Annotated in this window: 22 protein-coding genes; 14 read left to right on the top strand and 8 right to left on the bottom strand. The window is 63.9% G+C overall.

Annotated features, from left to right (window positions below):
• Nucleotides 1-214: 214 nt before the first annotated feature.
• Nucleotides 215-1,738 carry an FAD-dependent monooxygenase gene (locus I6F12_RS34450; RefSeq protein ID WP_225158305.1) on the bottom strand — a complete coding sequence of 508 codons (1,524 nt, stop codon included), beginning with the start codon at nt 1,736-1,738 and terminating at the stop codon, nt 215-217.
• Between the two features lie 187 nt (nt 1,739-1,925).
• Nucleotides 1,926-2,141: a hypothetical protein gene (locus I6F12_RS34455; RefSeq protein ID WP_225158306.1), complete on the bottom strand. Its 216-nt coding sequence runs from the start codon at nt 2,139-2,141 to the stop codon at nt 1,926-1,928.
• A 101-nt stretch (nt 2,142-2,242) separates the two neighbouring features.
• Here I6F12_RS34455 and I6F12_RS34460 point away from each other — a divergent pair, with 101 nt between their 5' ends.
• The 5 genes from I6F12_RS34460 (at nt 2,243) to I6F12_RS34480 (ending at nt 6,373) form a co-directional block, all read left to right on the top strand.
• Nucleotides 2,243-2,530 carry a hypothetical protein gene (locus I6F12_RS34460; RefSeq protein ID WP_225158307.1) on the top strand — a complete coding sequence of 96 codons (288 nt, stop codon included), beginning with the start codon at nt 2,243-2,245 and terminating at the stop codon, nt 2,528-2,530.
• A gap of 65 nt (nt 2,531-2,595) precedes the next feature.
• Nucleotides 2,596-3,024 carry a GNAT family N-acetyltransferase gene (locus I6F12_RS34465; protein WP_225158364.1) on the top strand — a complete coding sequence of 143 codons (429 nt, stop codon included), beginning with the start codon at nt 2,596-2,598 and terminating at the stop codon, nt 3,022-3,024.
• A 212-nt stretch (nt 3,025-3,236) separates the two neighbouring features.
• Entirely contained in the window at nt 3,237-4,505 is a 1,269-nt protein-coding gene (locus I6F12_RS34470; RefSeq protein ID WP_225158308.1) for a CoA transferase, read from the top strand.
• An 89-nt stretch (nt 4,506-4,594) separates the two neighbouring features.
• Complete coding sequence (locus I6F12_RS34475; RefSeq protein WP_225158309.1) at nt 4,595-5,800, top strand: acyl-CoA dehydrogenase family protein; 1,206 nt, start codon at nt 4,595-4,597, stop codon at nt 5,798-5,800.
• A 9-nt stretch (nt 5,801-5,809) separates the two neighbouring features.
• Nucleotides 5,810-6,373 (top strand): flavin reductase family protein, encoded by a 564-nt coding sequence (locus I6F12_RS34480; protein ID WP_036007598.1) that lies wholly within the window; start codon nt 5,810-5,812, stop codon nt 6,371-6,373.
• A gap of 7 nt (nt 6,374-6,380) precedes the next feature.
• On the opposite strand, the gene I6F12_RS34485 is transcribed toward I6F12_RS34480, so the two are convergent.
• On the bottom strand, nt 6,381-7,289 hold the full coding sequence (locus I6F12_RS34485) for an NAD(P)-dependent oxidoreductase (protein ID WP_225158310.1): 909 nt from the start codon (nt 7,287-7,289) through the stop codon (nt 6,381-6,383).
• Between the two features lie 159 nt (nt 7,290-7,448).
• Here I6F12_RS34485 and I6F12_RS34490 point away from each other — a divergent pair, with 159 nt between their 5' ends.
• The 6 genes from I6F12_RS34490 to I6F12_RS34515 all read left to right on the top strand — a co-directional run bounded on the left by I6F12_RS34490 (nt 7,449) and on the right by I6F12_RS34515 (nt 13,766).
• Nucleotides 7,449-8,432 (top strand): ABC transporter substrate-binding protein, encoded by a 984-nt coding sequence (locus I6F12_RS34490; RefSeq protein ID WP_109143003.1) that lies wholly within the window; start codon nt 7,449-7,451, stop codon nt 8,430-8,432.
• Between the two features lie 74 nt (nt 8,433-8,506).
• The gene (ilvD, locus tag I6F12_RS34495) at nt 8,507-10,201 is read left to right on the top strand and encodes a dihydroxy-acid dehydratase (RefSeq protein WP_225158311.1); all 1,695 of its coding nucleotides are present in this window, start codon (nt 8,507-8,509) and stop codon (nt 10,199-10,201) included.
• A gap of 94 nt (nt 10,202-10,295) precedes the next feature.
• Nucleotides 10,296-11,141 (top strand): ABC transporter ATP-binding protein, encoded by an 846-nt coding sequence (locus tag I6F12_RS34500; RefSeq protein ID WP_050996053.1) that lies wholly within the window; start codon nt 10,296-10,298, stop codon nt 11,139-11,141.
• Nucleotides 11,138-11,923 carry an ABC transporter permease gene (locus I6F12_RS34505; RefSeq protein ID WP_225158312.1) on the top strand — a complete coding sequence of 262 codons (786 nt, stop codon included), beginning with the start codon at nt 11,138-11,140 and terminating at the stop codon, nt 11,921-11,923. Before I6F12_RS34500 ends, I6F12_RS34505 begins: the two co-directional genes overlap by 4 nt.
• Complete coding sequence (locus tag I6F12_RS34510; RefSeq protein ID WP_225158313.1) at nt 11,920-12,687, top strand: ABC transporter permease subunit; 768 nt, start codon at nt 11,920-11,922, stop codon at nt 12,685-12,687. Before I6F12_RS34505 ends, I6F12_RS34510 begins: the two co-directional genes overlap by 4 nt.
• Nucleotides 12,688-12,719: 32 nt before the next feature.
• Nucleotides 12,720-13,766, top strand: coding sequence for a peptidase M29 (locus I6F12_RS34515; RefSeq protein ID WP_225158314.1), 1,047 nt, complete (start codon nt 12,720-12,722; stop codon nt 13,764-13,766).
• On the opposite strand, the gene I6F12_RS34520 is transcribed toward I6F12_RS34515, so the two are convergent.
• Genes I6F12_RS34520 through I6F12_RS34540 form a run of 5 tightly spaced genes read right to left on the bottom strand, consistent with a single transcriptional unit; the run spans nt 13,748 to nt 19,481 of the window.
• Complete coding sequence (locus tag I6F12_RS34520) at nt 13,748-14,755, bottom strand: 3-hydroxybutyryl-CoA dehydrogenase (protein ID WP_225158315.1); 1,008 nt, start codon at nt 14,753-14,755, stop codon at nt 13,748-13,750. The genes I6F12_RS34515 and I6F12_RS34520 overlap by 19 nt on opposite strands.
• 3 nt (nt 14,756-14,758) lie before the next feature.
• Nucleotides 14,759-15,847, bottom strand: coding sequence for an NAD/NADP-dependent octopine/nopaline dehydrogenase family protein (locus I6F12_RS34525; protein WP_225158316.1), 1,089 nt, complete (start codon nt 15,845-15,847; stop codon nt 14,759-14,761).
• A complete protein-coding gene (locus tag I6F12_RS34530; protein WP_225158317.1) occupies nt 15,844-17,379 on the bottom strand; it encodes a long-chain fatty acid--CoA ligase in 1,536 nt (511 codons plus the stop codon). Before I6F12_RS34530 ends, I6F12_RS34525 begins: the two co-directional genes overlap by 4 nt.
• A gap of 2 nt (nt 17,380-17,381) precedes the next feature.
• The gene (locus I6F12_RS34535; protein ID WP_225158318.1) at nt 17,382-18,671 is read right to left on the bottom strand and encodes an acyl-CoA dehydrogenase family protein; all 1,290 of its coding nucleotides are present in this window, start codon (nt 18,669-18,671) and stop codon (nt 17,382-17,384) included.
• Between the two features lie 12 nt (nt 18,672-18,683).
• Nucleotides 18,684-19,481, bottom strand: a complete 798-nt coding sequence (locus I6F12_RS34540; RefSeq protein ID WP_225133163.1) for an alpha/beta fold hydrolase — start codon at nt 19,479-19,481, stop codon at nt 18,684-18,686.
• A gap of 213 nt (nt 19,482-19,694) precedes the next feature.
• On the opposite strand from I6F12_RS34540, the gene I6F12_RS34545 reads away from it, so the two are divergent.
• The 3 genes from I6F12_RS34545 (at nt 19,695) to I6F12_RS34555 (ending at nt 22,882) form a co-directional block, all read left to right on the top strand.
• Complete coding sequence (locus tag I6F12_RS34545; protein ID WP_225150552.1) at nt 19,695-20,456, top strand: SDR family oxidoreductase; 762 nt, start codon at nt 19,695-19,697, stop codon at nt 20,454-20,456.
• Between the two features lie 41 nt (nt 20,457-20,497).
• On the top strand, nt 20,498-21,334 hold the full coding sequence (locus I6F12_RS34550; RefSeq protein ID WP_036007565.1) for an enoyl-CoA hydratase family protein: 837 nt from the start codon (nt 20,498-20,500) through the stop codon (nt 21,332-21,334).
• A gap of 297 nt (nt 21,335-21,631) precedes the next feature.
• Nucleotides 21,632-22,882: a flavin-dependent oxidoreductase gene (locus I6F12_RS34555; protein ID WP_036007562.1), complete on the top strand. Its 1,251-nt coding sequence runs from the start codon at nt 21,632-21,634 to the stop codon at nt 22,880-22,882.
• Nucleotides 22,883-22,887: the final 5 nt, after the last annotated feature.

Below are 22,887 nucleotides of genomic sequence, written 5' to 3' on the forward strand. Positions count from 1 at the left end.
ACGCTTCCGATTGGTGATCAATCTTAAGACTGCTCGCGCTCTCGGTCTGAATATTCCAACCGCGCTACTCGCGACGGCTGACGAGGTGATTGAATGATGCTGCGCTGCATGAGTCCGCATGTGGCCCATCGGCGACATCAAAGATGTTCCCCCATTTGGGCTCTTATAGAGGGAGAAGCGGACATCTGGAGCAACCAAACCAGGCGTACACCCCCTACGCGCCGCCCGGCCCGAACCACCGCGTCAGCGCCTCCGCAAGTCCGCGGCCGCTCCCGTCGCCCACCCAGGCCACATGGCCATCGGGCCGCACCAGCACGGCGCTCGGCGCGGCGACCGCGCCGATGACCGGAAGCTGCAAGGCGCCCTCGTAATCGGCATCGACGAACTCCAGGCGATCCGCCCAGGGCGCGATGTCGATGCCGCCGCGATTGCCGAAATTGAGCAGCACACCGCGCGCGCCGTGCAGCAGCCTGAACAATCGTAGCTTCTGTCCGCCCGCCACGAGATCGAGATCGGGCATGCGGCGGCCGAGCAGCGCGTGGCCTTCGCCGAGATCGTAAGCGATGTCGAGCCCGCTCATCATCGCGCCAAGGCGCTGTCGCGGCTCGTCCATGGCGAGCAGCTCGGCGATCACCTCGCGCGCGGCCTTGCGGCCGTCGTCGCCGCGGCGGAGCAGGGCGATCTGCGCCATGGTGTTCTTTAGGACGCGCGCGGCCACGGGATGGCGCTCGCTGTAATAGGTGTCGAGCAGGCTCTCGGGCGAGATGCGTTTGACCACCTGCGCCAGCTTCCAGCCGAGGTTGACCGCGTCCTGCACACCGAGGTTGAGGCCCTGGCCGCCGACGGAATGATGAATGTGCGCGGCATCGCCGGCGAGCAGCACGCGGCCTCTGCGATAGGACGCGGCCTGCCGCGCCGCGTCGGTGAAGCGGGAGATCCAGGCGGGATTGTTGACGCCGAAATCGGTGCCGTACACGGCTTCGAGCGCCGCGCTGAGATCGCGCAAGCTCGGCTCGCCGCTGCGCGCGAGCTCGGGTTCCGTCACGACGACCAGCACGCGCCCGCTTCCCGTCTTGCTGAGGCCGTGGAAGCCGAGCGCGTCGTGGCGCAGCCCGAATTGGGGCTCTTCGCGCATCTCGACCTCGGCCATGAGGTTGCTGAGCGAAGGTTCTGAGCCGGGGAAGTCGATGCCGGCGACGTTGCGCACCGCGCTGCGGCCGCCATCGCAGCCGACGAGATAAAGCGCGCGCAAGCGCTCGCCGCTGGACAGCGTGACGTCGAGGCCGGTGTCGTCTTCCGCAAAGCCCGTCACCTCGCGGCTGCGATAGATCGGCACCGCGAGCTCGGAGACCCATTCGGCCAGCAGGCGCTCGATCTGGTTCTGCCGCAGCGCGAGCCCATAAGGATGGCGGGTGGGGAGATCGCCGATGTCGAGCCTGGTCCAGGCGAAGCCGGCGAGCTGGGTGATTTGCCCTTCGCGCAGGAAGCGCTCGGCAATGCCGCGCTGATCGAGGATCTCGATGCTGCGCGCGTGAAGTCCGCCGGCGCGCGTCTCGACGATGTCCTGGCTCGCGCGCCGCTCGACCAAGGCGACGTCGATTTGCGCCAGCGCGAGCTCGGCCGCCAGCATCAAGCCGGTCGGGCCGGCGCCGGCGATGACTACCTGATGGCCGGCGGCAGTTGCGCGTTCCGCGCTGGTTCGGCCGCGCGGCCGGGACGTCGGAAGCGGGAAAGGCATGTCGTGACCCCTCGACTGGTTGTTCAGGCCGAGGGGTCTTACGCGATCACCGGGGGCTTGAAGCAAGCCCCTTGCGCACCACATATCGAGGTGGGAGATGAGGCTCTCGCCTGTTCGGCGCGTTGACACGTCGGGCAAAACACCGGCACAATGGCATCATCGAGATGCGCGCCGCTTGTGCCGCGGGCTAATCGTCCTTCGCCAAATCGCCCGGTTGTGTAGGCAGATCGATGGTGCCGCCCTCGCCATGCGCGAGATCGCGGCCGTCGTCCGCCGTCACGTCGGCATCTTCGACGATCGCCTGCTGCGTGGCGCGTTCCTTGTCGATGCGCGGCTTCGAGCCCGGACGATCTCGCAACGTCTCGTCTTGCGATGTGCCGGGTGAGGTCGTCTTGATGGTCATGGCCGGTCGCTCCTGATTGTCCAACGCGGCTCGTGCGAATTCGTTCGTTTGACACGTCGGGCAAAACACTGGCAGAATGGCATCATCGAAACGAGTTTGAGATGGCCCGCGCGGGACGCAATCCGCGGCGGGCTTTTTCAATTCAGCGGATGGTTTTGACACGTCGGGCAAAACACCGGCATAATGCCATCATCGAGACGAGTTTGGTTCACCCGCGCGGAACGCGATCCGCCGCGGGTTTTTTCGTTCTCGATTTTGGAATCGGACGGCGGCGGCGCATTGCGGCCACGCACTCGCTTGATAACGCGTTGAGAGAGCGCCGATCGGCGCTTGCCACCGGGTTGATGGGAGCGGTCTGGCTCGGCGTCAAGGTCGTACTGGGCAAGTGAGCCTTCGCGGCGGCGGCGAAGTCACCGGCGCCCGGTCAAGCTCTTCCGACGCAATGAGCCACTTCATGTACAGAATCCGTATCGTCGATGCGTCCGATGACGACGTTGCCGAGACCCTCGCCGATCTGCATCGGCTCACGTTCTTCGATACCGCGGCGATGCCTGCGTTCGACCTCGGCGCGTGGTGGATGGCTTATCACGACGAGGAAGCAGTCGCCTTCGCCGGAATTGTGCCCTCGACCCACGTTCGAAATGGCGGCTATTTCTCCAGAGTTGGCGTGTTACAACGGCATTGGGGACGCGGCCTTCAGCGCAGATTGATGCGTGCGGTGGAGGCGAGGGCGCGGCGTATCCGATGGGACAGCATTGTCTCCGATACGACGGACAACCCGGTATCAGCGAACAACTTCATTCAGGCGGGCTATCGGCTGTTCGAGCCCGAGACCCCTTGGGCTTGGGTGCATACGCTCTATTGGCGGAAGTGGCTGCACTGAGCAGGCTTGCCGCCGCACGGAACGCGCGTCTAGCTAATGGCCAGTACGCGCCTGGAACGTCCGAGGACCCGGCAGCCTGGGGGCTGCCGGGTCCTTTCTGCGTATTGAAGCGATGCGGGCGTGGGACTTGCGAAGTCGGCGGCGCCGGGCTTTAAGTTTGCTCTTGCAGGAAATTCGGCGGCCATAAGCCGATGTAAGGGAGAGCGCGATCGATGCCCACCAAGCCTCAATTGCCGGTACGTGCCTCGCATGGGATGGGAGGCCCGGCCGCGCTGGATGGCCTATTGGTCGTTGATTTCACGCGTGTGGTCGCTGGCCCGGCCTGCACCCAGACGCTCGCCGACTACGGTGCGCACGTCATCAAGATCGAGAATCCCGATGGCGGCGACGACACGCGCGCCTATGAGCACGCGGAGATTGGAGGCGAGAGCGCCGCCTTTCTCAGCCTGAATCGCAACAAGCGCGGCATCGCGCTCGATCTTGCTGTGCCGGAGGCGCGCGAGATCGCGCTGGATCTGATCCGCAAGGCAAATGTGGTCGTGGAGAATTTTTCGAGCGGGGTCATGAAGAAGTTCGGGCTCGACTATGAATCGGTCGCGCCGCTCAACCCGCGGCTGGTCTATTGCTCGATCTCCGCCTACGGACGCAGCGGACCGTTTGCCTCCCGGCCAGGCTTCGATCCGATCACCCAGGCGGAAAGCGGCTTCATGTCGCTTAATGGATTTGCCGACGGCCCGGCGGTTCGCACCGGCCCGCCAATTGTCGACATGGCGACGGGGATGTCCGCCTGCAATGCCATCCTGCTGGCGCTGCTCGCGCGGGAGCGGCTCGGCCGGGGGCAGCATGTCGAAGTTGCCCTGTTCGACGTCGCAATGGGAATGACCGGTTTCTACGGCATGGCCTATCTCATCAACGGCGAAAACCCCGGCCGGTTCGGCAATTCGCCGAGCGGGTCTCCCACCGTCGGCGTCTACGAGGCCTCAGATGGGCCGCTCTACATGGCCTGCGCCAACGACCGGCTCTACCGCAGGCTTGTGGTCGAGGTGCTGAATCGGCCCGATCTCATCACCGATCCGCGGTTTGCGACGCGCAAAGCCCGCTCGGAGAACAAGGAGCTCCTGCGGGCAGCCATCGCCGAAGTCTTCGCCAGTGATACGCTCGAAAACTGGATGGCGAAGTTGAAGCTGGCAAATATCCCGGTCGGCTATCTCCGGACGGTCGAGGAGGGCTTCAACGCCCCCGAGGCTCGCGAGCGCCATCGTTTGAACCGGATTCCGCATCCGACAGCCGAGTGGGTGCCCAACATCGAGCCACCGATTACGATGAGCCTGACAGCCGCGGTCGACCCCGTCGCGGCACCTCTTTTGGGCGAGCATACCAAGCAGATCCTGCAAGATACGCTCGGCTACGACGAACGTCGGATCGCGGATTTTGGCGAGAAGGGCGCCTTTGGCTCGGTCAAGCCTCCAGGGTCGACTTGAGGCACTGGCTCGGCTTGATTTGGCGAAGGTCCCGCCGCATAAATGTGTGAAAGCGAGGGACACGAATGGCGCCTGGCCAGGAGCCGAGCATGACCCAGCCCGCAGGCTTGCAAGCCGGCGGTGAGATCTATGCGTCAATGATCGCGAGGGCCCGGGCGCTTCTGCCGCGACTCCGTGAGCGGGCGGCACGGACGGAGGAGCTGCGGCATCTTCCGGCGGAAACCGAAAAGGATCTCCACGATGCCGGCCTGTTCCGGATGCTGCAACCGGCCCGGATTGGTGGCGCTGAGCTCGACTATGTCGCCCTCGTCGATTGCGCTGAGCTGCTCGGGCAGGCGGATGCGTCGGTTGCCTGGAATCTCGCCAATCTGGCGAGCCATCACTGGATGCTCGGCATGTTCCAGCCGAAGGCGCAGGATCTGGTCTGGGGCCGCAATCCGGATACTTTGATCGCGTCCTCGTTCATTTTCCCCGCCGGACGCGCCACGCGGGTCAAGGGCGGATACCAGTTGCATGGCAGTTGGCCATTCTCCTCGGGCGTTGCCTCCTGCGAATGGAATATGCTTGCGAGCGTGGTCTATTCCGACGACGATGCCGACGGCATCGAGTATCGAATCTTTCTGCTGCCGAGCGGCGATTACAAGGTGCTGGACACTTGGAACGTCGCCGGATTGCGCGGGACGGGGTCGTGCGACGTCGAGGTCAGGGATACCTTCGTGGCTGACCATATGACGGTCGCCGTAGGGAACCTCTCAGGTGGCCCCACGCCGGGAAGCGCGGTCAATCCGAATCCTCTGTACACGCTGCCTGTCTTCTCGCTATTTCCTTACGTCCTCTCCGGTGTCGCGCTGGGGAATGCACAGGCGTGCCTCGACGACTATACGGAGGTCGCGCGTCATCGTATTTCGACGTACAACCGCGCCAAGCTGAGCGATTTTCAAAGCACGCAGATCAAGATCGCGGAGGCCTCGGCCAAGATCGACGCTGCGCGCCTGATCATGCGGTCGGCCTGTCTCGATGCCATGGAGGCCGCACGGCGCGGCCATATTCCTGATATGGCAACCAAGACCAGATATCGCCGCGACGGATCCTTTTCCGTGAACTTGTGCACGGACGCGGTCTCGATGCTGTTTGCCGCGAGCGGCGCGCGCGGGCTGTTCACGAGCGGCGTGTTACAGCGGCAGTTCCGCGATGCGCACGCGATCAACTCACATCTCGCGTTCAACTTCGATGCGGCCGGGACCAACTACGGACGGGTGGCCCTCGGCCTGCCCTCCGAGAATCTCACGCTGTGAGGTCGGCCGATGAATGACCTGCCGAAGCAGCCTCGCGCGCCGGATCCCGCCAATGAGTTCGCGAGCGACAGCTCGCAGATTGATCCTCGCGACTTTCGCAACGCGCTTGGAACTTATGCAACGGGCGTGACGATCATCACAGCGGCAGCGCCCGACGGCAAGCCGTACGGACTGACGTGCAATTCCTTCGCCTCGGTCTCGCTGAATCCGCCGCTGGTTCTGTGGAGCCTCGTCGTCTATTCCTCGAGCCTGACCATCTTCCAGAACGCCAGCCATTTCAGCGTCAACGTTCTCGGCGCTTCACAACAAGCGCTTGCGAACAAATTCGCAAAATCGTCGGATGACAAGTTCACCGGCGTCGACTGGACCCCCGGCCTTGGCAACGCTCCAGTGCTCGCCGAGAGCGTCGCCAACTTTCAATGCCGCTCCGTGAATCGCTATTATGGCGGTGACCATGTGATCTTTCTCGGCGCGGTCGAGGCATATACCTACAATGCGAAAGAGCCGCTGCTCTTTGCGCGAGGAGCGTTCGGTCGCTTCATGGCCGACGATGAGCGCAAGAACGGGCGGTAATGCGCCCCTAGAGCGCTTTGCGCTCTGCCGCCGAAAGCTTGTAGATCTCCAGCGCGTCCGCGTCCGCACCTCGCGCGGCCTTCGCCAGCCTGAAAAGCTGTCCGGCAAGCGCGGCCATCGGCACTGGCGTCGAGGTTGCCTGTGCAACATCGGCGACCGTATCGAGATCCTTGAGCATCGTGGCGATGTGGCCGAGCGGCGGGCTGTGAATGCCGTTGACCATTCGCGGCACGAACAGCTGGAGCGGGATGGAATCCGCAAATCCGCCGGCGAGTGCCTCGGGCAATCGGTTGGCGTCAATTCCGGCGTTCACGGCAAGGCGGGTTGCTTCCGCGAGCACGGCCATTGCGCATCCGACGATCACCTGGTTGCACAGCTTTGTGGTCTGGCCGGCGCCGAGCGGGCCCATATGCGTGAACCTGCGCGCCATGGCCAGCACATAGGGCCGCACCCTCTCGATGTCGCCAGCTTCGCCGCCCGCCATGATGGCGAGCGTTCCTTCCTCGGCGCCCTTCGTGCCCCCGGACACCGGCGCATCGATCCAGCCCGCCCCGTTCGCGTCTTTCAACCGCGTCGCGAGATCGCGCGCCGCGTCGGGATGGATCGATGAGAAGTCGACCACAAGCTTGCCCGCGCCAGGGGCCGCTGCCAGACCTTCGGGCCCGAAGATCACCTCCTCCACCGCCGCCGCATCCGTAACGCACAAGAAGATAATATCCGAGCTCCCCAGGAGATCACGCGGCGTGACCGCGCGCTTGGCGCCAGCCTCGACCAGCGGCGCCATCTTGCCCTCCGAGCGATTCCAGACAGCGACCTGATAGCCGGCCTTCAGCAGGCGTCGGGTCATCGGCGTTCCCATGAGTCCGAGGCCGAGATAGCCGAGCTTCTCGGTGCCGTTCTTGCTGTCGTCAGCCATAGGTTGCCTCCTTCTGTCGCAGACGCCGCTTTACCATACATTGCGTACCTGCCGGCAAGATCGCCCACCTCGCATGGCTTGCCTGATTGTTTGAACCATGAAACATTTGAGGCGGTCGGGTTGGGGCGCCAGTCGGCGCCGGAGCAGCGGAGTGGAACGATGCGAACCGTTTCGAAGTGGATCCTGGCTTTGGGGGCGGCAGCCGCCGTGAGCGCGGGCGCAAGCCCGTCATGGGGGCAGCAGACGATCCGCGTCGGCTGGACCATCCCTGCGGAAGAGTCCAAGTACTGGATGATGCGCAGGCCGGCCGAATTCCCCAATCTCGGCAAGGCCTACAACATCGAATGGACCCAATTCCAGGGCACCGCGCCGATGACGCAGGCCTTGGCGGCCGGTGCACTGGACTGCGCGACGCAGGCGCCGCTCTCGCTTTCCAACGGTGTCGTCGGCGGCAATCTCAAGGCTTATATCGTGGCGCAACACGTTTTCGAGATGCCCGGCGGTTTCTCGGTTTACTGGGCCGTCAAGGATGACTCGCCCATCAAGACAATCGCGGATCTCAAGGGCAAGACCGTCGGCATTTCCGTGATCGGTGGCGGTACGCAAGGGCCGTTCAATCTGCTCTTGAAGCAGAATGGCGTCGATCCGGCCAAGGACATCAAGCTGGTCGAGGTCGGCTTTGCCGTCTCCGAGGACGCGCTGCGCCAAGGCCGCGTCGACGCGGTCAACATGAACCAGCCGTTTGCTGCGCGCGCGGAGGCAAAGGGCGGCACAAGGAAGCTGTTCTCGCTCTCCCAGGCCATGCCGAACATCGTGCACATCCTGGAAGCCTGCCGTGCCGATTTCGTCGACAAGAACCCTGAGTTGGTCAAGGCCTATGTCCGCGATATTACCTCGGGCATGAAGAAGGCACTCGCGAACCGCGAGGAGACTCTCAAGGTCGTCAATGAAGTGCTGAAAGCCCCCATTCCGGTACTCGAGACCTACTTGCTCAAGGACAATGATTTCGGCCGCGATCCGGGTGCTGCGCCGAACTTCCCGGCGATCCAGAAGATGCTGGATATCTATGCAGAAACAGGAATGCTGCCGAAGCTGGATGTCGCACAGTTCAAGCATCCGTCGATCGTCGCGCCGCTGCAATAGAAGCGGGGCGAATTACCGAACCAACATCGTGGCGTTCCGGACCATCCGGGACGCTGCACGAAGAAGATGCATATATGAAGAAGTTGCGATCCCGAGTCACCACAGACGGCCTCGACCGAGCGCCGCATCGTGCATTCATGCGCGCCATGGGGCTCGACGACGCTGCGATTGCGAAGCCGATGGTGGGCATCGTCAGCATGAAGGGTGAGCAGACGCCCTGCAACATGACCCACGACTTCCAGGTAGCTGCAGCCAAGACCGGGATCGAGGAGGCCGGCGGTACACCGCGTGAGTTCTCGACTGTTTCGGTGTCCGACGGCATCAGCATGAATCATGAGGGGATGAAGTTCTCCCTGTTCTCGCGTGAGCTGATCGCCGACTCGATCGAAGCCGTGGTCCATGGGTTGGCCTACGATGCGCTGATCGGATACGGCGGGTGCGACAAGACCCTTCCTGGCGTGATGATGGGAATGGTCCGCTGCAACGTGCCATCCATCTTCATCTATGGCGGCAGCTCGCTGCCCGGTCGCGTGGATGGACGTACGCTGACGGTGCTCGATTCCTATGAGGCTGTCGGCAGCTTCATGACTGGCGAGATCGACGGCGCCACGCTCGAGCGCATCGAGCGCGCCTGCCTGCCGACGATCGGTGCGTGCGCCGGCCAGTTCACCGCGAACACCATGGGCATGGTATCGGAGGCGATGGGGCTGACCATTCCCAACGTCTCGATGGTGCCCGGTGTCTATTCCGAGCGTGCGCAGATTTCGCGACGCGCCGGCCGACTGATCATGGAGATGCTGGACCGCGGCGGGCCGCTGCCGCGCGACATCGTGACGCGGAAATCCCTGGAGAACGGAGCGGCGATTGTGGCAGCGACGGGCGGCTCGACCAACGCCGCGCTGCACCTACCGGCGATCGCGAATGAGGCCGGAATTGCATTCAGCATCGATGACGTGGGGGAGGTCTTTGCCAGGACGCCGTTGATCGGCAATCTGCGCCCCGGAGGCAAGTATACGGCGAAGGATGTCTACGATATCGGCGGCGCTGCGGTCATCATTCGCGAGCTGATCCAGAGCGGTCATATCGATGGCGGCTGCTTGTCGATCACCGGCCGCACACTTGTCGAAGAGTACGGTGTGGCCAACGCGCCCGACGGAGAGGTTGTGTACACGGCTCGCGCGCCGATCATGCCTGACGGTGGTGTCGCGGTGCTGAAGGGTAACCTCTGTCCCGATGGGGCGGTGATCAAGGTGGCGGGCTTGAAGAGCCAATTCTTCGAAGGCGTCGCGCGTGTTTTCGAGGATGAAGAAGCCTGCGTCGCAGCCGTTCGTGACCGCAGTTACAAGGCGGGCGAGGTTCTCGTGATCCGCAATGAAGGGCCAGTCGGCGGACCTGGCATGCGTGAGATGCTTGGCGTCACCGCACTGATCTACGGGCAGGGCATGGGTGAAAAAGTGGCGCTGATCACCGATGGCCGGTTCTCCGGCGCGACCCGCGGGATGTGCATCGGCTACCTGTCCCCCGAGGCATTTGTTGGCGGTCCGCTGGCGCTCGTCCGGAATGGTGACAGGATCCGGATTGATGCCGCAAATCGACGGATGGATGTCCTGCTCGAGGAACAGGAGCTTGCCGCACGGCGACGCGATTGGAAGCCGCGCCCGCCTCGCCACCGCGCAGGTGCGCTGGCAAAATATGCGCGGCTGGTTGGGCAGGCGCCGGGCGGAGCCGTGACGCATGAAGGCCCGGCAGAATGGCCGTGGTTCGAATGACGCACCGCACGGGCGCGAAAGTGACAGCCTGTCTGGCAGGCTTCTTGCTAAGCTGATGCCGCTGAATCCTCGTGCGAGTGGGACGGAAGGCGGGATGACGGTAGTATCTGCGAGATCGAGCGAATGGGTGAGACCGGTGACGCAACAAGACCCGGCTTCCGCAATCATCGAGATCGACCGCGTGTCGCAGGTCTTTAAAACCTCGGCACGCAAGAATCACGTTGCGCTTTCGGACATTTCGCTGACGATCGAGGAAGGAGCTTTCGTCTCCATCCTTGGTCCGTCCGGCTGCGGCAAGTCGACACTGCTCTACATTGTCGGCGGCTTCGTCAGTCCAACCAGCGGCGCGGCGAAGATGAAGGGACAGGCGATCACGGGGCCCGGTCCGGATCGCGGACCGGTATTCCAGGAATTTGCGCTCTTTCCCTGGAAGACTGTGCTCGGCAACGTGATGTATGGGCCGCGTCAGCAAGGAATTCGCGGCACCGAGGCCGAAGCGCAGAGCCGCGCCCTGATCGAGATGGTCGGCCTCAAGGGCTACGAGAACTTCTATCCCAAGGAGCTGTCGGGCGGCATGAAGCAGCGCGTGGCGCTGGCGCGGACGCTTGCCTACCATCCCGAAGTGCTGCTGATGGACGAGCCGTTCGGGGCACTCGACGCGCACACGAGGACGCGCCTGCAGAACGATCTTCTGAACATCTGGGAGCGTGACCGCAAGACGGTGCTTTTCGTCACCCATTCGGTCGACGAAGCCGTCTTCCTCTCGGACAAGGTCGTCATGATGTCGAAATCGCCCGGGCGAATCCGGCAGGTCATCGACATCGACCTGCCGCGGCCGCGCCGCCGCAACGAGCTGTTGCTCGATCCGCGTTACCAGAAGTACGTCGTCGACATCGAGCGCATGTTCGACGAGAGCGACGAAGCCGGAGCGCCCGCGTGATGTCGGCGGCCGGCATAACCAAGCGCGCTGCCCCGGTGCTCGCCTGCATCGGATTGCTGGTGGTGTGGCAGGTCGCGTCACTGGCGCTGAAGAATGACAGCTTTCCGACCGCGATTGGAGCGATGAGAGCGATTCCGGACATCCTTGGCGACAGGGAATCCCTGATCAATATTCTGGCCTCGCTCCGGCGCATGGCGATGGGATTTGGCGCGGCCGTGCTCGTGTCGATTCCGCTTGGCCTGTTGATGGGACGTAGCGCCGCGATTGCGGCCTTCTTCAATCCGCTGCTGATGGTGATCTATCCGGTGCCGAAGGCGGCCTTGATGCCGATCATCATGCTCTGGCTCGGCGTCGGCGACATCACGAAGACGCTCGTGATCTTCCTCGGCGTCAGCCTGCCCGTGATTTATCACAGCTTCGAAGGCGCCAAGGCGGTCGAAGAGAAGATGCTGTGGTCGGGCGCTGCGATGGGGCTCTCGCCGGTGCAACGCCTGGTGCGTATCGTGCTGCCGGCGGCGCTGCCGGAAATTCTGACGGGGTGTCGTACAGGATTGGTGTTGGCGCTGATCACGATGATCACCAGTGAGATGATTGCCCGTCAGTCCGGTGCCGGAAACATCCTGTTCAACGCGCTCGACATGGGCCAATACGACACCGTCTTTGCGATGATCATCATCGTTGGAGCGATGGGAATCTGCCTCGACGCGATTTTCGAGAAGGTTCGTGCTAGGCTCGTGCGCTGGTCCGAGCCGCAGTTCGACATGCCGCTGAGCTTCTCATGATGTCGCGGCTTCTCGCCCCTAATTTCGTTCTTGGAATTGCTCCGATCGCACTGGTGATCGCGCTGTGGCAAGGCTTGGTATCTTTCGGCTTCGCGCCGGCAGTTCTGCTGCCGCCGCCTGGCTACGTCTTCGGCCGGCTGCTCCAGCAACTCGTAACCTCGACGTTCCAGCACGAGATCGCGGCGACCCTGATCAGGCTGTTTGCCGGCTTCACGATTGCTGTCGTGCTCGGGGTCAGCATCGGCATCGCCGCTGCCGCCAATCCGGCGATCAACGCCGTGGTTCGGCCGATCGTGCGCGTATTGGCGCCTTTGCCCAAGGTCGCGCTGTATCCGGCCTTGCTGTTGCTGCTCGGATTTGGCCACGGCTCGAAGATCACGCTGGTGGCTGCCGACGCTCTTTTCCCAATCCTGCTCTCGACCTATTACGGTGCCTCGACCGTCGAGCAGAAGCTGATCTGGTCGGCCATGGCGGCAGGAACGCGGCGCTATGAAATCCTCTTCAAGGTGGTGCTGCCGGCAGCGATGCCGTCGATCCTGACCGGATGCCGGATCGGCCTTGTCATTTCCTGCATCGTGGTGTTTCTGGCCGAGATGATCACGTCGACGGACGGATTGGGGCACGCGCTCGTGACTGCGGCCAGAACCTTCCAGGCCGTGGACATGTTCGTGCCGCTGATCACGATCTCGCTGCTAGGCTTGATCCTGAACGGGTTGCTGGGAGCCGTGCGCTCGTACTTGCTCCGGGGCTTCCCCGAAGCGTAACAAACAAGAATCGAGAAGACTGGGAGTGGACCATGCTGGCTGACCGTATCGAGGCAAAATGGATCGACGCGTTTTGCGAGATCTTTGAGCGATGCGCCGTCAAGGCCGGCGATACCGCGGCGATCCTGTCGGAGACCCAGTCACGCGCGTTGAACGTCCATCTCGCGGAGCTGGCCCTGCTGCGGATGGGCGCGCGGCCGTTTCATGTGGTGATGCCGACGCCGCGTAACCGGCATATCGTTCCGGTCCGCTCCACCGGGGCGAGCGAGGCGATCCAAAAGCTTGGTCCAGTGATCACGGCGCTTCAGCAGGCCGGCTTCGTCGTGGATTGCACCATCGAAGGACTGATGCATGCGGTGGAGACGCCGGAGATTCTCAAAGCCGGCGCGCGGATCCTGGTGATCTCTAACGAGCATCCCGAAGCGCTGGAGCGCATGGTGCCGGATTCCGCGCTCGAAAAGCGTGTTCGTGCGGCGGCCAAAATGCTGCGCGGAACGAAGCGTATGCGTATCTCCTCGAAGGCCGGCACGGCGCTCGATGTCGATATGGTCGGAGCGTCGACGGTCGGTGTGTGGGGCTGGACCGACAAGCCCGGCACGCTCGCGCATTGGCCCGGCGGCATCGTCGTCAGCTTTCCCAAGAGCGGGACCATCAACGGCACTCTGGTGATGGCGCCCGGCGACATCAACCTGACCTTCAAGCGCTACCTGACCTCGCCGGTGAAGATGACTCTGAAGGACGACTATGTCGTGGAACTCGAAGGCGAGGGCACGGATGCCGCGATGATGCGCGCTTATCTGGCCGCCTGGGGCGATCGCGAAGCCTATGCCGTGTCGCATGTCGGCTTCGGCATGAATCCCGGTGCGCGCTATGAGGCACTATCCATGTATGACCAGCGCGACACCAACGGCACAGAGATTCGGGCCGTTTCCGGCAATTTCCTGTTCTCGACCGGTGCGAATGAATTTGCAGGGCGCTACACGGCCGGACATTTCGACCTGCCGATGATGGGAACGACGATCGAGCTCGACGGCGTTGCGGTCGTCCGCGAAGGCGTGCTTCAGGACGTCTTCGGGTAGCCGCGATCGAGCACGGGCGGCCGGGCGAGGTCGAAGTGCCGGAGCAGGTCGACCATGGCCTGCAACCGCTTCACGCGATAAGCATCGACGTCCATCCCGGAGTAATCCAGGAAGCCGGCGCCCGTGCGCAGGCCGATCCGGCCTTCATGCATGTTGCGGGAAATGACCTCCGGCGCGCGATAGCGGTCGCTACCAAGCGCGCCTTCGAGGTAACGGCTGGCGTAGTATAGGATATCGCCGCCGCCCCAATCGATGAATTCGAGCAGCCCGAGCACGGCATAGCGGAAGCCGAAGCCGTAACGGATCGCCTTGTCGATCTCTTCGGCGCTGGCGACGCCTTCCTCGACCATGCGCGCGGCCTCGTTCATTGCCAGCGCCTGGATGCGCGGGACGATGAAACCCGGTGTGGCGGCGCAGACCACCGGCACCTTCCCGATGCCTTCGAGCAGCGTCTTGACCTCGTCGATGACGGCCGGGTCTGTCGCCTTGCCGGGCGAAACCTCGACCAGCGGGATGAGATAGGCCGGGTTGAGCCAGTGCACGTTTAGAAAGCGGCGCGGGTTCACGATCGCGCCCGAGAGATCGTCGACGAGGATGGTCGAGGTCGTCGACGCGATGATCGTTTCAGGGCCGACCTGCTTTGACGCCGCCCCCAGCACCTCGCGCTTGAGCTCGACCACCTCAGGAACGCCTTCGAAGATCATTCCGGCTTTGGCCAACGCTGCGCCGCTCCGGCTCGCCGGCACCACCGAGACCCGCGCGATCAGCGGATCGACATCCGCGTCGGTCAGCAGCCCCAGTTTTGACAGGCTGGCGAAGGTCTTCCTGACTTCGCCAAGCGCGTCCGTTTCCAGCTTGGTGAAGTCCTCCGCGGAACGCGCCTTGATATCGATCATCGTGACCCTGTGCCCTGCATACGCGAAGGCAACGGCAATGCCCCGGCCCATGCGGCCAGCGCCGAGACAGGCGATATTGATGCGACTGGTCATTGATCAGAATCCATTGCGGAGCAGCGTCTGCAATTCAGCCTTGCTGAGCTCGCCGAGTCCCAGCGTCTGGAGCGTTCGGCCACCTCGCGCAAAATCTTCGCCGCAGACCGCGCCGCCGATTGACAGAAACGCTTTGGCCAGCGGTGTGTCCACGCCAGCGAGGCCCGCGACGGACACCAGCAGCGACAGCCCAAGCCGCAGATCCTCGCGCATGTAACGGTGCTCTGTCAGCACGATCCGCTCGCGCCAATCACCGGAATCGGTCAGTCGGTCGTGCGAGCCGCGGCCATACATCCAGATCTCGCCTTCCCTCGCGTAGTGATGAGCCAGCGGGAAATGTGGCGCGCCGTAGCCGAGTGCCTCGCGCACTGCGATGCGTTCTGCGTCGAGCGCGTCAGTGACCCGGCGGATCGCGGCTTGCGTACCTTCCTTGTGAATGTCCCAGCGCTCGAAATGTTCGATCGGCCCTGCGTTCATCACGATCAACGGCGGGTGAATGATCGGACCTGCGTTCATCAGGGCGCCCGACAGCGCGTCTCCGCATGTCTCGATCGCGTCTGGGAAAGCGCGCCCGATCACTGCGAGGGCGTGGGGCGCCTGCTCGAGCGGGAACACGCCGACCGGGAGCCGCTTGGCGCGGATGGTGATCGCGACCTCGAAGGGTCCGTGCTTGCGGGTCAGCCACGGAAGCGTGCCCGTTTCGGCAAAGCTGGCCTTGGCATTGTTGCCGGCATCTCGGGCCGCCTGGGCGAAGATCATCGAGCCGAACGTCGCTGGCGGCAGAAAGACGACCTGACCGTCCCGCAAATGCGGCGCGAGCAGGCGAGCGATATCTGCTTGAGCGAAGGCCGGAGCCGGGCACAGGATCAACTCCGTGCCATCGACGGCGTCCGCCATGTCGGTCGTGACCAGCGCCAGCTTCACGTCATGACGGCCGTTGTGATCCTTGACCAGAATGCGCGAGCCGGCGGCGCGATGCGCTGCGACCTGATCGGCATCGCGGCGCCAGAGCCGCACCTCGTGCCCCGACAGCGCAAAATCGCCCGCGGCCGCGAAAGAGCCGTTTCCCCCACCCAGAACTGCGATCTTCAAGATGCTTCTCCTTGCGCCCGTGACTGCGCATCAAGCTGCTTCAGCAGGAAATGCTGGACCTTGCCCAGCGCCGTCCGCGGCAGGTCGTTGACGAAGACGATCTCGCGCGGAATTTTGTAGCGCGCGAGTTGCGCCTGAAGATGCGCCCTCAATTCGTCCGCCTCGAGCCGGCAGCCGGATCTCGCAATGACATAGGCGACCGGCACCTCGTCCCAGCGCGGGTCCGGCCGGCCGATCACGGCGCATTCGCTGACGTCGGGGTGTTCGAGCAGGACGCGCTCGACCTCGGCCGGGTAGACGTTTTCTCCGCCTGAAATGATCATGTTCTTCTTTCGGTCGCGGACCCAGAAATAGCCGTCGGCATCGCACAGGCCGATATCACCGGTGCGATACCAGCCATCCTGCAGCGCCTCGCGCGTTGCGGCGTCGTTTCCCCAATATTCGAAGAACACGTTGGGACCGCGCACCGCGATTTCGCCCGGCGTGCCCGCGGGCAGTTCTTCGCCGGCCTGGTCGATCACCTTTGCCTCGCAGCACAGGCCGGCAAGGCCGGTCGATCCCGCGCGCCAAAGATCGCCGCCAAGCCGCGTGTAGACGGCGATCGGGCAGGTTTCGGTCGAGCCATAGACCTGAAGCACTGGGACGTCGCGCGCGACGAAGCGCTCGATCAGGTGCGGCGGTACGATGGTCGAGCCGGTGGCGACGGCCTTGAGTGAGGAAAGATCAGCGGTCGCCCAGGCGGGATGCTCACTCACCGCCTGAAGGATCGCAGGAACCATCACCGTGAGTGTCGGCCGTTCCCCTTCAATGGCCGCAAGCGCGGCGTCCGGCGTGAAGCGCGCATGGACCGTGACGGTCGCGCCCAGCTGCAACGCCGGCGTAGTCTGGATGTTGAGGCCACCGACGTGGAAGAACGGCAGCACGGTCAGCACGTGGTCGTCGGACGTCATGTTGTGCATGTGCTGGCTCATGACACCGTTCCAGAACAGCGCCTCCTGGCGCAGCACCGCGCCCTTTGGCCGTCCCGTCGTGCCCGACGTGTAGACGATGAGCAGCGGGCAGGAGAGGTCGGTATGTGGATTTCGGCTCGTGCCGTCACCGCGGGCCAGCAAATCTTCGAATGTCGTGCCGCGAGGTGGCGTGAAGTCGAGGCCGACGACGGATGTCCCTGCCGCGGTCTGTCCCAGCTCGGCAAGCACTCCGGAAAACGCCTGCTCGAGCACCAGGACCTTGGTGCCGGCATCGCCGAGAATGAACAGCTGCTCGGCGACGGCCAGTCGCCAGTTCAGCGGCACCAGCATCGCGCCGAGCCGCGCACAGGCGTAAAGCAGAACCAGATAATCCGGCCTGTTCAGGCTTAGAATCGCGACGCGATCGCCGCGGCCGACGCCGAGCTCCCCCTTCAAGGCAGTCGCGGTCCGTTCGATCCGTGCGGCGAATGCCGCATAACTCAGCCGCGTCCCTTCGAAGGCAATGGCCGTCTTGTCTGGCGCGAACGCCGCGTTGCGGTCGATCAGGCTACAGAGGTCCACGGTCAGTCGTCCGTTTCACCGGCCTCGTACAGCGCTTCGCGCCCGATCCGGTCGAGGCAGAGCTCGGCGGTCCAGGGCAGCATCAGCGAGCCGCAGCGGCTGTCACGATAGATTCGCTCCAGCGGCAGCGAGCGAAGCATGGCCTGACCGCCGCAGGTGCGGATCGCGAGCGCGGCGAGCTCATTGGCGCCCTCCATCACCGAATATTGCGCGGCGTAGGCGCGCAGCACCTGCTCCTTGCTCGGATTGGCGCGCGCCTCGGTCACGGCCTGGAACCAGATCGTCTTGATCTGCTCCAGCCTGATCTGCATCTGCGCCACCGCGATCTGCTTGGTCGGGTACATCCGCCGCTTGACCGACGGCATGCCCGGGACCTCGCCGCGCAAGTAACGCACGGTGAAGTCGTAGGCGGCTTGCGCCAGGCCCATATAGGTCGGCGACAGCGTCAGGAACATGTGCGGCCAGCGCTGAGCTGCCTGGAAATACACGCCGCGCGGCATCAGCGCCGAATCTTCCGGAACGAACACGTCCTTGAACAGCAGCGTCCGCGAGACCGTGCCGCGCATGCCCAGCGGATCCCATTCACCGACGACCGAGACGCCTTCTGATTTGGCTGATATCGCCAGGTAAAGCGTATTGCGGCGCGACGCCTTCTCGCCTTGCTCGATCTCGGTGCAAAGCACGCCGTAATAGTCGGCGTGGCCCGAGAGCGATGCAAAGATCTTCTTGCCGTTGACGATCCAGCCACCCGCGACCGGCCTTGCTTCGGTGCCAAAAGCAACGCCGCCCGCAGCGGCAGCTCCACCTTCGGAGAAGGGTTGCGAATAGATCGCCCCGTCCTCGACGATCCGCTTGTAGTGAACCGCGCGCCGCCGCTCGTGCTCGGCACGGGTGTCCGCGTCCATGTCCAGATCGTCGGCGAGCGGACCCGACCACAGGGTCGAGCAGACATGCATGTTCCAGGTCAGCGCGGTGGCGCCGCAATAGCGGCCGATCTCGGCCGCCGCCAAGGCATAGGTCTGGTAATTGGCACCCAGGCCGCCGTGCCTCTTGGGCACGGCGATGCCGAGCAGGCCGACGCGATGCAAATCGCGGTAATTTTCAGTCGGGAAAGTCGCCTCACGATCGTAAGTGGCGGCGCGACCGGCGAACACGGTCTGGCCGATCTCTCTCGCGCGGCTGATGATGCCGGCCTGCTCGTCGTTCAAGCGGAATGCAGTGGGATCGAAGATCGGCGCATCCAGCGCGACCTTGTCGGTCGCGCCAATCGTCTTGCTGACTTGCATGGTCATCGCGCAGTTACCTTAGACTTTGGTCGCGAGAGAGTTCAGGAACCGGCCGAGAGCTTCGTCGAAAGCCTCGGGGCGTTCGAGATTGGCGAGATGGCCGACGCCAGGCAGCTCGACATATTCGGCCCCCGGGATATAGGTCGCCGTCTTTGCCATCATCGGCGCGGGCGCGTTGTTGTCTTTTGAGCCGGACAGCAACAGCGTGGGAACGGAGATATTTCCGAGCGTGCTGCGTTGATCGAAGCCGATGAGAGCCAGCATCATGGCGCGATAGCTCGCTTCGGGCACGCTCCCCATGCATTCGCGGGCAACCTCCATCCCGTTCGGATCGGGATCGTCGCCGACGAGCTCCTTCACCAGGGAGGGGGCCAGCGACTTCATCGTCTCCCCGCGATCAAGCGGTCCCAGTCGCGCTGCGATGAATGATTTCTGCCAGTCGCCGTCCGCCTTTCCGAACGCAGGGCTGGTCTGCGCCAGCACGACTGCGCGTGCCAGCTTGGGGGACTGAACCAGCCACTTCTGAACGATCATGCCGCCGATGGAATGGCCGACCAGAACAGGCCTACTGACGCCGAGTTGCGCGATGAATTGCTGCAGCGCCTCCGCCAGGGCAGCGATACTGACGCTCGCAAGCGGCGCCGATCCTCCATAACCGGGCATGTCCCATGCGATCGCGCGGAAGCGGTCGCCAAATGTCGCAAGCTGCCGCCGCCAGGCCCGCGCCGCGCCGCCGATGCCGTGCAGGAAGATCAGCGGTATCGCGTCCGGATCGCCCGCGGCTTCATAGGCGAAGCGTCCGTCCTTTGTTATCATTGGCACAGGCTGCGACACGCGACATCCTTCTGCTGGGCCCCTTCGATGCTAACAGGCCTGTGGGGGATGGAAAGCGATAATTTTATACTTAAAGCAATTTTCGGGCCGTCTCCCGCGCGGCGGCGCTCGCCGGTCGAGCGCCGCTTTCGTTGCAAAAAGTTGAAGGTTAAAATATATCGGAAGCGCGATCACGAGAGCCGAGGGAGCCAGCGCATGTCCGGATTGCCGCATTCGCCGCACGCGCTGGTCACCGGTGGCGGGCGCGGCATCGGCCGCGCGATCGCGTCCGCTCTCGTCGGCGCCGGTGCGACCGTGACCGTGCTTGGCCGGAACGCGGCGGTTCTCGACGAGGCGGTCAATGCAGGCGCCGCGCACTTTACGGCTGTCGCTGATGTCTCGAACGAAGCGTCTCTGAAAGCCGCGATCGCCGGGGCAAGTGCGCGCAAGCCGATCGACATCCTGATTGCCAACGCGGGCAGCGCTGAATCGGCGCCGTTCGCGAAATCGGACAGCGCGCTCTTCAGCCGGATGATGGATGTCAATTTCATGGGCGTCGTGCATGCCGTCCAGGCCGTGCTGCCGGGCATGAAGGATCGTCCCTACGGCCGCATCGTCGCGGTAGCGTCCACCGCAGGCCTCAAGGGCTACGCCTATGTCAGCGCGTATGCAGCGGCCAAACACGCCGTGATCGGCCTCGTGCGTTCCCTTGCCCTCGAGATGGCTGGAAGCAACGTCACCGTGAATGCGGTGTGTCCCGGCTTCACCGACACCGATCTCGTTGCCGGCAGCATCGACAACATCATGAAGAAGACCGGCCGAACGCGGGAGCAGGCGATCGCCGAGCTTGCGAAGCACAATCCGCAAGGGCGCCTGGTCACGCCCCAGGAGGTCGCAGACGCGGTTCTCTGGCTGTGCGGCGAGGGCGCGAGCGCGATCACCGGACAGGCGATCGCAGTGGCCGGTGGCGAAGTCTAGCCTGCCTGGCAGGCGCGGAAAAAGAAAGCCAAGGAGATCCCATGAGCAGACCAGCCAATCCCGTTACCGTGCCGCTTGCGGATTACTCACCGCAGCATTTCCTGCTCGCCGCGGTCGACGGCGTTGCGACGGTCACGCTCAACCGTCCCGAACGAAAGAATCCGCTGACGTTCGAGAGCTATCGGGAACTGACCGACTTCTTCCGCGCCTGCGCCTTCGACGACGCGGTCAAGTCCATCGTCGTGACGGGTGCCGGCGGCAATTTCTCGTCCGGCGGCGACGTGTTCGAGATCATCGGCCCGCTGGTGAAGATGGACACCAAGGGTCTGACCGCCTTCACGCGCATGACCGGCGACCTCGTCAAGGCGATGCGGGCCTGTCCGCAGCCGATCGTAGCCGCGGTCGAAGGTATCTGTGCCGGGGCCGGAGCGATCATCGCGATGGCGTCTGATATGCGCCTTGCGGCGAGCGGGGCCAAGGTGGCGTTCCTGTTCAACAAGGTGGGGTTGGCCGGCTGCGACATGGGCGCTTGCGCCATCCTGCCGCGGATCATCGGGCAGTCCCGCGCCTCCGAGCTGCTCTACACCGGCCGGTTCATGACGGCGGAAGAGGGCGAGCGCTGGGGCTTCTTCAGCCGCATCGTCACGCCAGAGCAGGTGCTGCCCCAGGCGCAGGTTCTGGCCAAGCAGGTCGCGGAAGGCCCGACCTTCGCCAACACCATGACCAAGCGGATGCTGGCCATGGAATGGGCGATGTCGGTGGAGGAGGCGATCGAGGCGGAGGCCGTGGCTCAAGCCCTGTGCATGACAACGGCGGATTTCGAGCGCGCCTTCGAGGCTTTCGCCAACAAGGTCAAACCGGTCTTCAGGGGCGACTGAGCCGGTCGCAATTATCTGCAGCCAATCCAGCGAATAGGGGGACTTGCGGGAGATTATTTTAGGCTTAGAATAATTTGATTGCCGCCTGCGTGAGATGAAGTTCGCCAATCGCGCGGTGATGTCGCCGATGCGCATGTATTCGGGTTCCGCGACCGGCAGGATCTCGAGGAGCTGATAATTAAGGCTAAGCCCAAGACACGGGCCGAGCTCAAGGCGGAGGTGACAAAGCCGCTTGCGGCGGAGTGACCGCCCGTGCGACGTTAACCCATTGCCTGCGGTTCGAGTGGAGTTAGGGCGATGAAGGCGATTATCGTCGGTGGCGGTATCGGTGGTCTCACGACGGCTTTGATGTTCCGCTCGCGCGGCCTGGATTGCGAGATCTTCGAGCAGGCCGACACCATTCGCGAGCTCGGCGTCGGCATCAACACGCTGCCGCATGCCATGCGCGAGCTGGCCGGCCTCGGCCTGTTGCAGAAGCTCGACGAGGTCGCGATCCGCACCGATCAGCTCTACTATCTCAACCGCCATGGCCAGGAGGTCTGGCGCGAAGCTCGCGGCATCGACGCCGGCCACGACGTGCCGCAATTCTCGATCCATCGCGGCCGCCTTCAGGGCGTTATCCATCGCGCCGTTGAGGAGCGGTTGGGCCGCGAGGCGATCCACACCGGCTGCCGGCTCGGCGCCTTCACGCAGGACGAGGGCGGCGTCACTGCTTACTTCTTCGATCGCGCCGGCACCCATGTCCACACCGCGCGCGGCGATATCCTGATCGGCGCCGACGGCATTCACTCTCGCGTCCGCGAGACGCTGTTTCCGAACGAAGGGCCGCCGTGCTGGAACGGCCTCATGCTGTGGCGCGGTGCGCGCGACTGGCCGCTGTTTCTCACCGGAAAATCGATGATCGTGGCCGGCGGTCTCAATGCCAAGGTGGTGATCTATCCGATCGCGGAAGGATCGAGCCCGGCGAGCCGCCTGACCAATTGGGCGGTGCTGGTGAAGGTGGGCGAGGGCAACGCGCCGCCGCCGCGGAAGGAAGACTGGTCGCGGCCGGGCCGCCGCGAGGAGCTGATGCCGCACGTGGCACGCTTCTCGGTGCCCTATATCGACGTGAAGAGCCTGATCTCGGCAACGCCCGAATTCTACGAATATCCGACCTGCGACCGCGATCCCTTGCCCTATTGGTCATCGGGTCGGGTCACGCTGCTCGGCGACGCTGCGCATCCCATGTATCCGGTGGGGTCGAACGGCGCCTCGCAGGCTATTCTCGACGCGCGCTGTCTTGCGGATGTGCTGGTGCGCGCCGAACACCCGCGTCAGGCCTTGCTCGAATACGAGAAGAAGCGTCTGCCGATGACGGCCGAGATCGTCCGCTCCAACCGGCGCGGCGGGCCGGAGGGCGTCATCGACGCCGTCGAGCAGCTCGCGCCCGACGGTTTCGACAATGTCGACAACGTTCTGAGCTATTCCCAGCGCGAGGCCATCGTGCGTGGCTATGCCACCAAGGCAGGCTTCGCCGCGGTGCCGGGACTCGCGGCGGTGCGCGCTTAAGACAG

It is taken from the genome of Bradyrhizobium sp. IC4059 (genome assembly GCF_020193615.1).
GTDB lineage: Bacteria > Pseudomonadota > Alphaproteobacteria > Rhizobiales > Xanthobacteraceae > Bradyrhizobium > Bradyrhizobium yuanmingense.

Coding starts and splice junctions, on each gene's coding strand:
- I6F12_RS34465 (WP_225158364.1), top strand. CDS start 2,596: ATGTACAGAATCCGTATCGTCGATGCGTCCGATGACGACGTTGCCGAG.
- I6F12_RS34550 (WP_036007565.1), top strand. CDS start 20,498: ATGAGCAGACCAGCCAATCCCGTTACCGTGCCGCTTGCGGATTACTCA.
- I6F12_RS34460 (WP_225158307.1), top strand. CDS start 2,243: ATGGCCCGCGCGGGACGCAATCCGCGGCGGGCTTTTTCAATTCAGCGG.
- I6F12_RS34535 (WP_225158318.1), bottom strand. CDS start 18,671: ATGACCATGCAAGTCAGCAAGACGATTGGCGCGACCGACAAGGTCGCG.
- I6F12_RS34545 (WP_225150552.1), top strand. CDS start 19,695: ATGTCCGGATTGCCGCATTCGCCGCACGCGCTGGTCACCGGTGGCGGG.
- I6F12_RS34470 (WP_225158308.1), top strand. CDS start 3,237: ATGCCCACCAAGCCTCAATTGCCGGTACGTGCCTCGCATGGGATGGGA.
- I6F12_RS34520 (WP_225158315.1), bottom strand. CDS start 14,755: ATGACCAGTCGCATCAATATCGCCTGTCTCGGCGCTGGCCGCATGGGC.
- I6F12_RS34500 (WP_050996053.1), top strand. CDS start 10,296: ATGACGGTAGTATCTGCGAGATCGAGCGAATGGGTGAGACCGGTGACG.
- I6F12_RS34555 (WP_036007562.1), top strand. CDS start 21,632: ATGAAGGCGATTATCGTCGGTGGCGGTATCGGTGGTCTCACGACGGCT.
- I6F12_RS34540 (WP_225133163.1), bottom strand. CDS start 19,481: ATGATAACAAAGGACGGACGCTTCGCCTATGAAGCCGCGGGCGATCCG.
- I6F12_RS34515 (WP_225158314.1), top strand. CDS start 12,720: ATGCTGGCTGACCGTATCGAGGCAAAATGGATCGACGCGTTTTGCGAG.
- I6F12_RS34455 (WP_225158306.1), bottom strand. CDS start 2,141: ATGACCATCAAGACGACCTCACCCGGCACATCGCAAGACGAGACGTTG.
- I6F12_RS34475 (WP_225158309.1), top strand. CDS start 4,595: ATGACCCAGCCCGCAGGCTTGCAAGCCGGCGGTGAGATCTATGCGTCA.
- I6F12_RS34480 (WP_036007598.1), top strand. CDS start 5,810: ATGAATGACCTGCCGAAGCAGCCTCGCGCGCCGGATCCCGCCAATGAG.
- I6F12_RS34490 (WP_109143003.1), top strand. CDS start 7,449: ATGCGAACCGTTTCGAAGTGGATCCTGGCTTTGGGGGCGGCAGCCGCC.
- I6F12_RS34485 (WP_225158310.1), bottom strand. CDS start 7,289: ATGGCTGACGACAGCAAGAACGGCACCGAGAAGCTCGGCTATCTCGGC.
- ilvD (WP_225158311.1), top strand. CDS start 8,507: ATGAAGAAGTTGCGATCCCGAGTCACCACAGACGGCCTCGACCGAGCG.
- I6F12_RS34510 (WP_225158313.1), top strand. CDS start 11,920: ATGATGTCGCGGCTTCTCGCCCCTAATTTCGTTCTTGGAATTGCTCCG.
- I6F12_RS34450 (WP_225158305.1), bottom strand. CDS start 1,738: ATGCCTTTCCCGCTTCCGACGTCCCGGCCGCGCGGCCGAACCAGCGCG.